The organism is Pseudoalteromonas sp. Isolate3 (assembly GCF_022398505.1).
Lineage (GTDB): Bacteria > Pseudomonadota > Gammaproteobacteria > Enterobacterales > Alteromonadaceae > Pseudoalteromonas > Pseudoalteromonas apostichopi.
The window spans coordinates 1-10,446 of record NZ_JAKEVN010000131.1 but is presented as its reverse complement, the minus strand read 5'-3'; the positions used below and the strand labels follow the sequence as shown (position 1 = coordinate 10,446).

Annotated in this window: 11 protein-coding genes; 5 read left to right on the top strand and 6 right to left on the bottom strand. The window is 40.1% G+C overall.

Going from position 1 to position 10,446, the window contains the following annotated elements; all coding sequences use genetic code 11:
* Positions 1-122: 122 nt before the first annotated feature.
* Positions 123-1,682, top strand: a complete 1,560-nt coding sequence (locus L1D46_RS18025; protein WP_130052392.1) for a methyl-accepting chemotaxis protein — start codon at positions 123-125, stop codon at positions 1,680-1,682.
* 19 nt (positions 1,683-1,701) lie between these two features.
* Here L1D46_RS18025 and L1D46_RS18020 read toward each other — a convergent pair whose 3' ends face one another.
* The 5 genes from L1D46_RS18020 to L1D46_RS18000 all read right to left on the bottom strand — a co-directional run bounded on the left by L1D46_RS18020 (position 1,702) and on the right by L1D46_RS18000 (position 7,285).
* A complete protein-coding gene (locus L1D46_RS18020) occupies positions 1,702-2,751 on the bottom strand; it encodes a patatin-like phospholipase family protein (RefSeq protein ID WP_130052393.1) in 1,050 nt (349 codons plus the stop codon).
* A gap of 27 nt (positions 2,752-2,778) precedes the next feature.
* Positions 2,779-4,188 carry an alanine/glycine:cation symporter family protein gene (locus L1D46_RS18015; RefSeq protein ID WP_130052394.1) on the bottom strand — a complete coding sequence of 470 codons (1,410 nt, stop codon included), beginning with the start codon at positions 4,186-4,188 and terminating at the stop codon, positions 2,779-2,781.
* A gap of 121 nt (positions 4,189-4,309) precedes the next feature.
* Positions 4,310-5,266: a patatin family protein gene (locus tag L1D46_RS18010; protein ID WP_130052395.1), complete on the bottom strand. Its 957-nt coding sequence runs from the start codon at positions 5,264-5,266 to the stop codon at positions 4,310-4,312.
* Between the two features lie 182 nt (positions 5,267-5,448).
* Positions 5,449-6,444 carry an LLM class flavin-dependent oxidoreductase gene (locus L1D46_RS18005; protein ID WP_130052396.1) on the bottom strand — a complete coding sequence of 332 codons (996 nt, stop codon included), beginning with the start codon at positions 6,442-6,444 and terminating at the stop codon, positions 5,449-5,451.
* Positions 6,445-6,511: 67 nt separating this feature from the next.
* Positions 6,512-7,285 carry a siderophore-interacting protein gene (locus L1D46_RS18000; protein ID WP_130052397.1) on the bottom strand — a complete coding sequence of 258 codons (774 nt, stop codon included), beginning with the start codon at positions 7,283-7,285 and terminating at the stop codon, positions 6,512-6,514.
* A gap of 112 nt (positions 7,286-7,397) precedes the next feature.
* On the opposite strand from L1D46_RS18000, the gene L1D46_RS17995 reads away from it, so the two are divergent.
* From L1D46_RS17995 to L1D46_RS17985, 3 genes are all read left to right on the top strand, one after another.
* Positions 7,398-7,832, top strand: a complete 435-nt coding sequence (locus L1D46_RS17995; protein WP_130052398.1) for a MarR family transcriptional regulator — start codon at positions 7,398-7,400, stop codon at positions 7,830-7,832.
* Between the two features lie 63 nt (positions 7,833-7,895).
* A complete protein-coding gene (gene umuD, locus L1D46_RS17990; RefSeq protein WP_130052399.1) occupies positions 7,896-8,309 on the top strand; it encodes a translesion error-prone DNA polymerase V autoproteolytic subunit in 414 nt (137 codons plus the stop codon).
* Positions 8,297-9,553, top strand: a complete 1,257-nt coding sequence (locus L1D46_RS17985; protein WP_239977987.1) for a Y-family DNA polymerase — start codon at positions 8,297-8,299, stop codon at positions 9,551-9,553. Before umuD ends, L1D46_RS17985 begins: the two co-directional genes overlap by 13 nt.
* On the opposite strand, the gene ybaK is transcribed toward L1D46_RS17985, so the two are convergent.
* Positions 9,550-10,011 carry a Cys-tRNA(Pro) deacylase gene (gene ybaK, locus L1D46_RS17980; protein WP_130052401.1) on the bottom strand — a complete coding sequence of 154 codons (462 nt, stop codon included), beginning with the start codon at positions 10,009-10,011 and terminating at the stop codon, positions 9,550-9,552. The genes L1D46_RS17985 and ybaK overlap by 4 nt on opposite strands.
* A gap of 149 nt (positions 10,012-10,160) precedes the next feature.
* Between ybaK and L1D46_RS17975 the strand changes: the two genes are divergently transcribed.
* On the top strand, positions 10,161-10,397 hold the full coding sequence (locus L1D46_RS17975) for a hypothetical protein (protein WP_130052402.1): 237 nt from the start codon (positions 10,161-10,163) through the stop codon (positions 10,395-10,397).
* Positions 10,398-10,446: the final 49 nt, after the last annotated feature.

The following is a 10,446-nucleotide window of genomic DNA, read 5'->3' as shown; positions in this document are numbered from 1 at the left end:
CGCTAAATTGTTTATAAACATTAGTAGCTAATTTAGCACTAACTTTCTTTTTGATTTTAGGTTGTTTTGTTAAACGCTAATTTAACTTTCTGAAACCAAAGCTGTACTTGGATGATTTTGACGTGAAACATAGAATTAAAACCGATACCGAAGTTAAATTTTCTGAATCTGACATCCTATTATCGACTACAGATTTACAAAGCTTTATTACTTATGCCAATGATGAATTTTGTAAGATAGCTGGCTATACACTTGATGAAATGGAGGGTAAGCCTCATAACCTCGTTCGCCACTCAGACATGCCAAAACTTGCTTTTGCTGATTTATGGACACACCTTAAAAATGGTCAATCTTGGATGGGGCCCGTTAAAAATCGTTGTAAAAATGGTAATTACTATTGGGTGAATGCCTTTGTAACACCAATTAAAGATAAAAGTGGTCGTACTGTTGAGTTTCAATCTGTAAGAACCAAGCAAAGCGATGATGTTGTACAAAGAGCAACAGCGGAATACGCTAAAATAAACGATAATCAAAAATCCCATGCTACTGCGGCAAAGTTCGATGCCACTCTTTACATAAGTGCCCTATTACTCATTAGTTTTTTAGGTTCGCTGGCTGGCGTATTTAGTTCTAGATTCGATATTTTTAACTGTTTACTTGTACTGCTCTTAGCATCAGCTAATGGGCTCATGTATTTTTGGCGTCAAAAATACTTAGCGCTGATCAGTAAAGCAAAACAAGTATACGATAATCCTTTAATGGCTTACCTCTATTCTGGTACCAATGATCTTTCTGGTTTTTTAAATCTTGCTTTAGAGATGCAACAAGCTAAATTAAAGGCTGTCGTTGGCCGTGTTAATGATGTGACCATGGGCGTTAATCAAAATGCTCAGCAGTGTGCAGAGTCCGGCCATAATGTTACTGAGCTTTTAAATAAACAAACGGATGAAGTTTCTCAAATTGTTGTCGCAACAGAACAAATGACCGCGTCTATTAATGAACTATCTTCAAGTACTAAAAAATCTAATCAAGCTGCCGAAAAGTCTAATCAAGCAACCGAAGAAGGCTCACTTGCGGTCAAGCAAACCATAAACTCAATCAGCGAGCTTGATAAAAAGCTTAAGACAGCTAGTAGCCAATTAGAAAACTTAATAGAAGGTAATCAACATATTGTGGCAATTTTATCTGAGATAAACGCTATTGCTGATCAAACTAATTTACTTGCCTTAAATGCGGCTATTGAAGCTGCCAGAGCGGGTGATCATGGCCGAGGTTTTGCGGTTGTTGCAGGTGAAGTACGTGCACTGGCCTCACGAACTCAACAATCAACAGAAGAGATAAACAATGTATTGAATCAACTTACTCATGCTTCAAAGGAAGCCCAAGTTGCCATGAAAGACGGGCTAAACTTGTCAGCTAAAAGTGTAGAGCTTGCACATCAAAGCGGTGATAGTTTGGACCACATAAAAGCACAATCAATAAAATTAAGTGAGCTCAATAGTATTATAGCTCATGCTATGAATGAGCAACTGACTGCGAGTCAGGTTATTGCTACAAACCTAACCGCAGCACAAGATTTTGCTCATAAATGTACTGAGCTTGGCCATACTTCACAGCAGTTATGCGAAGCGTTACTCAGTAAAGTTACTGAGCAGACTGCGCTGATTAATCAGTTTAAATAACGGCTATCAATGTTTTATTTTAATTGATAAGGTTTACTTTCGGTGTGTGCGTTTTAGTACACACTGCATCAAAAGCATCTGCTAGCCGTTCGGTTTCTTTGAATACCTGCTGCCAATATTTTATCCGTGTATCTGCATCAAGCTCAGTAAAATCCTTACGATCAGGGATTTTGCCATAGGGTAATGAAGCAACAAAGTCAGCTGATGGGGTGATCATCACCACCTTATCATAGTTACTTGAGGTTATACCGCGCTTTAAGCTTTTGTCAAACCACCCTGCTTTAGGGCTGCTATTAAAATGTGGATATAGAATAAGCCCATCATTATGTATATTTAAGTCAAAGTGATAATCGATGATACCACCATCGCGATACATACCAGGCGGTGTTCCTGTTATATTTTTAATGCCTTGCATTACTAATGGAATAGAGCCCGAAGCAAGTAAAGCATCCGGTAAGTTATCTTCGTTTAACTCTATAGTATGGGTATTAAAAGTATTGTTATCTGAAAATGATAACTTACTATCAGCAGGCTGAAACACATAACGCTCGTATTGCTTACTTAAAAAACGTCTATTCATTCTGTTTAGTAAGTAGCTTTTTGATAAACCCATTAATTGCATTACTTTGTTTTCTGATGCTGTAAATCCATTCGATTTTGCAACTATAAAGTGGGCTTTAAAAATTGGGTTATTAATAATTTCTTGAATGCCTTTTTCGGCAAACACATAGCGTAACAACTCTCGGGCTTTTGTTGTTATTTCTTCAGGCTTTGCTTTATTGGATGAATAACGTGTTTCAGAATATGACTTTGCTAATCTTGATATAGCAGCAACAGGATCGTTTTGTGCAAAACAGGCAGATCTAAACGCGCCAGCGCTTGACCCTAATAAGTTTAAAGGTGTGCTACGGTCTTTAAAAAATTCACCAAATAGATATTTATCCAGACCAAATAAAGTAAACCACTTTGGCCCGCCGCTTGCCCCTAAAAAGGTATTAAACAAATCTGCAGATAGGCCTTGCTCTTGAATAACTTTTGCAGCACTTGGCCCTGCGTAAATATCTATCATGGTTACTTTGCTCGTTATTGTTTTAGATTATTTGCGCCAAATTCCTTGCTCTGTTTGACCTTGAACCTGCACTTTTTCAGAATCAAAGCTCGGTTCTTGCCCTGCTTCACGTTGACTATGATAGTCTTTTGTCACAGATAAGATGGTTGGCGTTAAGCGTATAATAGCGATTACATTCACCACTGTCATTAAACCTAAAGCAATGTCTGCCAGATCCCACACTTGTTTAATAGTTGCTGAAGCTCCCCAAATCATCATTGATAAATATAAACAGGTGTAAATGCCACGGCCAAGTTTATTATCAAGCTTAAATAAATGTAGGTTACTTTCTGCATAGGCATAATTTGCAACCACAGAAGTAAACGCAAATAAACAAATCGCAGCCGCTACAAAGTAAATGCCACCAGCAGCCATATGCGCTGTCATTGCAGATTGAGTTAAGCGTATTCCTTCCATTTCGCCGCTTATATCAATATCAGCCAGTAGAATAATTACCGCAGTACAACTACACAATACAATGGTGTCAAAAAACACCCCAAGCATTTGAATATAGCCTTGAGTGACCGGATGATTCGGAACTGGCGATGCGCAGCCTGATGCATGCGGTACACTACCGGCGCCAGCTTCATTAGAGTATAGGCCACGCTGAATGCCATTTTTTATTGCTGCGCCCATAGCCCCGGCTCCAGCTTCTTGTAAGCCAAAGGCTGAAAGTAAGATATCTTCAATCATCTCGGGCACTTTACCAATATTAAGCAAGGTGATAATGATAGCGGCTAGCACAAATAAAATGCCCATTACTGGCACAATTCGCTCAGCAAAGCGGGCGATCGCTTTAAAACCACCTAAAATAATTGAGCCTGCTAGTATTGTGATCACAATACCTGAATACAATGTTGGAATTTCAAATGCGTAATTGAGAGCATCAGTAATTGTATTAGTCTGCATAGCACTGAACGTAAAGCCATACCCAAGAAACAAGCAAAAGGCAAAACTCACCGCAAGCGCCCTACTACCTAACCCTTGTTGAATATAATAAGCTGGCCCGCCCCTAAATTCGCCATTAGCATCTCTTACTTTGTACACTTGCCCAAGTACACTTTCGGCAAAGCCTGTGGCCATGCCCAAAATGGCAATCACCCACATCCAAAATATTGCTCCGCTGCCACCTAATGAAATAGCAACGGCAACCCCAGCAAGGTTACCAGTACCAACACGGGCTGAAAGACCAGTACATAAGGCTTGAAACGAGCTGATTGAGTTTTTATCTGTGCTGCTACTCGTCTTTAATAGGCTAAACATATGGCTAAATTTAACCAATTGAATCGCTTTAAGTCGCACCGAAAACCAGATTCCGGCAAACAGAAGAATATAGATAAGAATTTGGCCTTCTCCCCAGAGAAGACCATTGATTGTCGATACCAAAGTGTTAAACATGGCAAGCCTTTATTTTTCTTATAGAATAACAAATCACAAAAAGTGAATAGCTAACCACTTTAACTCTATTTACAAATATCTCAAGTAGGCAATGTGATTAATTAACCGAACTTACGCCCGACTAATTTAGCAGTTGTTGCTGTAAAAATTCACGACCCGCCGCTAATCCCAATTTGTGATCGTAGCGTAGATCATAGTCTGTACTACCAAGTAGCTTACTGCGTAGTTTATCGCCTGCAAAAATTTGCGTGATCCGCGCATCACTTGGAGGATTGGCAATAAAATCAAGTTCATCTTGATAAGCTTGTTCGTGCTGTACTAAATAATCGATTGTTTTAGGACAATAACCCGATACACGTACTATCGATTTTATCTTATTCATCCACTCTGACTGAACTTGAAAGTTTTCATCCACAGTGCGGATAACCACAATATCTCGGGCTCCCCGGTTATAGGCTTCTTTTACTGGTAATGGAGCTGCTAAACCACCATCTAGATACATATCATGAACTAAATCAGTATTAGAGCTCTGAATAATTGCATCGTTCGCAGCTTTAGTTGTCAGCCAAGGAGTTAAGTTAACCCCATCTTTATATAAAAACGGTAATGCGCTTGATGCTTTTAACAGTGCCAACCATTGCATATCTTCACCATTTGGGCTCAAGTAATAAGGTTTACGGTCAGCCGCATTAGTAGTTGTGATCAATAGTTCGCGATTGCCTAGGCTTTGCGTTGCTGTTTTAAAATCAAGGGCACGGTTTACTTCTTTGGTTTTATCAAAATACCAATCAAGATCGACAATGCTTTTACCAAACAGCCCACGGCCAAGTTGGAAAAAACGTTTATGACGAGAAAGCCCTCTGATCAAACGTTTTGCATAGCCTTTTTGACGCGCTAAATAACTCGTTAAATTTTGTGAGCCTGCCGATGTGCCAATGAATAAATCAAATGGATCGTAATTGTTTTCTAACCATGCATCGAGCACACCTGCTGTAAAAATCCCTCGTTGCCCACCACCCTCAGCGATTAATGCTGTTTTTGATTGGGGTTCTACTGCGGCAATTGTTTGAGATTTCACGGTGCACCTTCCTAGGGTAATAGTTTATAAATGTATTGTATAAAGTTAATTTCAATCCTTAAAACGGAATAATTAAATTGTTTCAATCTATAAAACCGTTTATTGCATGAGTGTCAGAGTCCAATTTATGCGTATAATAAATCGTTATACGCATCATGTTTTTCATCATTCGTTTGACTGTATTAGTTCATGATGTCTGCTAATATTTCTAACGCATGTTGTCTGTCACTCAAATCATACAGGTCATTAGTAAAAATAAACTCATCAACCTGTAGCGTCTGTTTAATCATACTCAGCTTATGCTTAACGCTCGCTTGATCACCAACGACAGAAAGTCCTAAAAAGTTTTCTACTTGCATTTTTTCTTGCGCTGTCCATAAACCATCCATGCTTTTTACAGGTTCTTTAAGCCAAAGCGGCTTACCACGCATAAGTGCTAAAATGCGCTGTTTCGCGGTTGTTGATAAAAATCGTGCTTGTTCATCTGTGTCAGCGGCTACAACAGGTAAGCCCAGCATTACGTATGGCTTATCTAACACTTCGGATGGTTGAAACTCTCTGCGATATAATGCAATAGCATCTTCAACAAAACGCGGGGCAAAATGTCCTGCAAATGCATATGGTAAGCCTTTTTTAGCAGCTAATTGTGCACTATAAAGGCTTGAGCCAAGTAACCAGATAGGCACATTCGTGTCTTCACCTGGGATTGCACGTACTGGTGAATCACCTTTGTATGGGCCAAGCAAACCTTGAAGCTCAGTTACTTCATCATTAAAGTGTTCAGCGCGTTGTTCGTCTCGGCGCAAGGCACGGCTGGTAATTGGGTCGCTGCCTGGAGCACGGCCAAGCCCTAAATCAATTCGACCGGGATATAAACTTTCAAGAGTACCAAATTGTTCAGCAACCACCAGCGGTGGATGATTAGGTAACATCACCCCACCCGCACCTACGCGAATATTCTGGGTTTTACCTGCTATGTGACCAATCAGTACTGAGGTTGCAGCGCAAACAATACCGCGCATATTATGGTGCTCTGCCATCCAAAACCGATTAAAGCCAAGTCTGTCAGCTGTTTGTGCATAAGTAACGCTATTAGCTAATGTTTGCGAAACTGTTTCGTGCTCTTTCATTGGGCTCAACTCAAGCAATGAAAAAGGCGTGTTGGTAAGGTCAGACATTCGCTCTCCAAAATTAAACTCATTATATTTAGTAAATGAGAGCGAACGACTATTTTTCAAATGCTAATTAAGCACGACTTTGTTGCTGTTTTTCCACCTTTAGGCCATCGGCATCAATACCTCGCTTCCAATATGCTGATGCAACAATATGCTCATGGTCAACAGCAAAGCGGTTTGTTATTAAGCGGCGCACAGATTTTACTAAGCTTGCTTCCAATGCCATAAATACCATAGGTTGTGTGTTATATCCTGCACAAAATCGTATTACTTGATCGAGTAGTTCTGTTTCAGGCTTTTTTGTAACTAGCCATTTAATGCTGTGCTGAGTGTTAGCTTTAATTTGCTCAAGCTCGATGATATCGGCTTTATCTGCAACGTGAATAATGACATCAACAATTGCGTCTTTCGGTAATACTTGTAAATAGCCATTTATTGCATTCACTGAAGTTAAATCAGCCAACATTAGATAATGTGTTTGAGTTAAGTCGGTGAGTTTTTTAGGCCCAGGTCCTGCAATACCTACCTCGTCGCCTACTACCGCATTTTGTGCCCAGTTGCTTGCCACGCCTATGTGCTGGTTAACTACAAAGTCGAGGGTAATTGCACCGTTAACAGGATGAATATTGCGAATAGTATAAGAGCGCATTAATGCAGGACGCTTAGCTTGTAGATCAAGTTCAACCTTAGATTCACCCGAGTGAGGTAGCAGTACTTTTACGTACGCACCTTTTGCGTCTTGCGGGAAATCGGCAAACTCATCTGATCCAACGACAATTCTTTGTAGATGCGGGGAAATACGCGTAGTACTTAATACAGTTGCACGACGAACTTTTCTAGCCATGTTGGTCTCCTAGCTGGTTAAATTGCACAACGCCCCAATAGTTGATATAGTCAACTATACGCTTTTAGTTGATTATGTCAACTAATACCAACTAGCATAATTTAGGTAAGCCATGTCACAAACTTCTCTTTCTTCTGCTTTATTTACACTGGCACAAAGTTATCGTGTCACTGTACGAGAAGCAATTAACGCAAACGAGCTTGGTCTTAACGCTCTGCATGTACGCTGCTTACATATTATTGCCCAAACACAGCACTGTACCGCGAATGATATTGTTGCCAAAACAGGCCGTGATAAAGCACAAATAGCACGCTTAGTAAAAGAGCTTATAAAGCTTGAACTGGTCTATAAATGTGCCGACGAAAATGACAAGCGCTGTTTAATTTTATCGTTTACTGATCAAGGTAACGCCCTGTTCTCGCGCTTAGAAGTTGCAGAGCAAGAGGTCGATGCCAAACTTTGCCAAGGTTTAACTGATGAACAAGTACGTAATTTTATCGCTATTGCCACAACCATGATCGAAAATATCAATAACAACACCCCGTGATCTTATTGGCAAGATAACCACAAACCACTATACTGTGAAAATATACAGTACAGTGGTTTTGTTATGCGTGTTATTCCTATTTATATCGAAGCTGGCGTGTGTGGTTTTGAATCACCGGCAGCACAATACAAAGAGCTAGGCTTATCATTAGATCAGCTATTGATTAAGCACCCTGATGCAACATTTATTGGTATTGCTTCTGGCGAATCAATGCAAGGTGTGGGGATTTTTGATGGCGACTTATTACTGGTTGATCGCGCCGAAGACGTTAAAAATGGCGATGTAATTGTGGCAAATCTAAATGGTTTATTTGTCTGTAAACTGTTAGATAAACACAATGCACAGTTATTATCAGCATCGCCCAAATACCCTGCAGTGCAACTACGTCAATCTGATGAATTTCAACTAGAAGGCGTGGTCACTCGCTCTATTCGCTTACATCGCAGTAGTAAAGAGTTATTATCATGTACGCCTTAGTCGATGCCGTAGCTTTTTATGCCAGCGCAGAAAAAGTGTTTGATCCAGCAATTCGCAGTAAACCTGTCGTTGTACTGACCAATAACGATGGCTGTATTTGTGCCGTGTGTCCAATCGCACGAAAGCTGGCTATTCCAAAGTTTCAGCCTTATTTTCAAGTAAAGAAAATACTCGAAGATAACCAAGTAGTGATCCGCTCATCTAACTATGAGCTGTACGCCGATTTAAGCGAGCGGATGATGAATGTAATTGGCCGCTTTTGCGATAACCAACATATATACTCTATAGATGAGTCATTTTTAAACTTTACAGGTTTCACCAGCTTTGTTCACGATTGGCATAGTTATGGCCATGATATTCGTCGTACCGTGTGGCGCGAAGCAAAGCTGCCAGTCGGTGTTGGATTTGGCCCAACAGCAACCCTTGCTAAGGCGGCTAATCATGCAGCGAAAAAGCTACCCGGCTTTGATGGCGTTGCAGTGATTGATTCGGAACCTTCACGGTTAGCCATTTTAAAAGCGATGGATGTACAAGATGTATGGGGAGTTGGCAGACGCTTAGCTAAAAAGCTTAAAGCAATAAATATAAATACGGCTTTTGATTTAGCTGAGCAAGAGCCACGAAAAATGAAACGTTTATTCAGTATAGTCCTAGAGCGAACAGTGAACGAGTTACGTGGTAAAAGTTGTTTAGCGTGGGATGAAGTGCGCCAAGACAAAAAAGAGATTTTCTCGACCCGCAGTTTTGGGGAACGTATCACTGATGCCACAGCGCTAAAAACTGCACTGATCAATCACGGCACTATTGTGGCAAGAAAGCTGCGTACGCAAGGCTCACAAACTAAACGCTTATTACTGTTTGTCGCCAGCTCGCCTCATCAAGACGACTATTATAAAAAATCTTATATTTATGAGTTCAGTGTCGCCACAGCTGATAGCTGCGTGTTTGCGAATGCCATCAGCGAGATATTTAAACACCTCTATAAGCCTGGTGTGCAATTTTACAAATGTGGTGTGGGTGCACTTGAGTTATCAAGTCAAATGTTTCAGCAACCAGATTTATTTCAAGCACCTATAGATAACCCTAAACTGATGCAGTGCCTTGATAACATCAATGCTCGTTATGGGGTTGGTACGCTTGCGATAGCCAGCCAAACACCCACAACTCGTTGGCATATGAAGCGTGAGTATCTATCGCCTCACTACACAACCCGGTGGCATAACCTACCAAAAATACATTGCTAAAAATTAGCAAATTTAGCATTAAGTAAACTGCAAAGATCCTGCGGAGACAGGGCAATTTCTAAACCACGTTTACCAGCCGACACATACATAACATCAAATTCTTTTGCAGATTCATGAACATAGGTCACAAGACGTTTTTTCTGACCAAGTGGGCTTACACCACCTAAAATATAACCAGTCGTATTTTCGACTTTCTGTTGTGGAGCCATTTGCACTTTTTTAACGCACGCAGCCTTTGCCAACATTTTCAAATTAACTTGCTGACTAACAGGGACAATAGCAACTAAGAGTTGATGTTCTGTATCTTCGAGTACTAAGGTTTTAAATACTTGCTCAGCAGGAAGATTCAATTTTTCAACCGCTTCAAGGCCAAACTGTTGTTGTGAAGGCTCATGCTGATAGCTGAGCACATCAAAACTAATGCCTTTCTTTTTTAATAAGTTTATAGCCGGCGTCATTGATTTTCCTATAACTGATTAATTTTCTGTAACTTATAAAACATATCGTGAAAAAGGAACATAAGGCAATAGAAAAACGACTTCAAAAAGCACTTAATGGCTCTAATTGAACTACACTTGAATAATGAATCCTGGGCAAGGTAACAAGTATGTCTAGACGCACAGGGCTGTATCTAGCCAAGCAATTATTCATCATACTCACCCTTTTGTATGCAGTTAATTTTGTGTGCAACGAATACCTCGCATGGAATGCCTACATGAATTGTCAAAGCAAATGCCATACGCTTGGCTTAGAAAAAGGTAAAATACAAAGCACAACATTTTCAGAAGATGTGACTTTATGTCGCTGTCTTGCCGATACAGACTACTACGTTGTGCTTAACTAAATCTGAAAATACCGACTAGGAATTAGATAAATTTCACGTATTATTAAAT

What these genes read in the sequence shown, in the direction of transcription:
- L1D46_RS18015 (WP_130052394.1), bottom strand. Translation starts at nt 4,188, where the DNA reads ATGTTTAACACTTTGGTATCGACAATCAATGGTCTTCTCTGGGGAGAA.
- L1D46_RS17995 (WP_130052398.1), top strand. Translation starts at nt 7,398, where the DNA reads ATGTCACAAACTTCTCTTTCTTCTGCTTTATTTACACTGGCACAAAGT.
- L1D46_RS17975 (WP_130052402.1), top strand. Translation starts at nt 10,161, where the DNA reads ATGTCTAGACGCACAGGGCTGTATCTAGCCAAGCAATTATTCATCATA.
- L1D46_RS18005 (WP_130052396.1), bottom strand. Translation starts at nt 6,444, where the DNA reads ATGTCTGACCTTACCAACACGCCTTTTTCATTGCTTGAGTTGAGCCCA.
- L1D46_RS18000 (WP_130052397.1), bottom strand. Translation starts at nt 7,285, where the DNA reads ATGGCTAGAAAAGTTCGTCGTGCAACTGTATTAAGTACTACGCGTATT.
- umuD (WP_130052399.1), top strand. Translation starts at nt 7,896, where the DNA reads ATGCGTGTTATTCCTATTTATATCGAAGCTGGCGTGTGTGGTTTTGAA.
- ybaK (WP_130052401.1), bottom strand. Translation starts at nt 10,011, where the DNA reads ATGACGCCGGCTATAAACTTATTAAAAAAGAAAGGCATTAGTTTTGAT.
- L1D46_RS17985 (WP_239977987.1), top strand. Translation starts at nt 8,297, where the DNA reads ATGTACGCCTTAGTCGATGCCGTAGCTTTTTATGCCAGCGCAGAAAAA.
- L1D46_RS18020 (WP_130052393.1), bottom strand. Translation starts at nt 2,751, where the DNA reads ATGATAGATATTTACGCAGGGCCAAGTGCTGCAAAAGTTATTCAAGAG.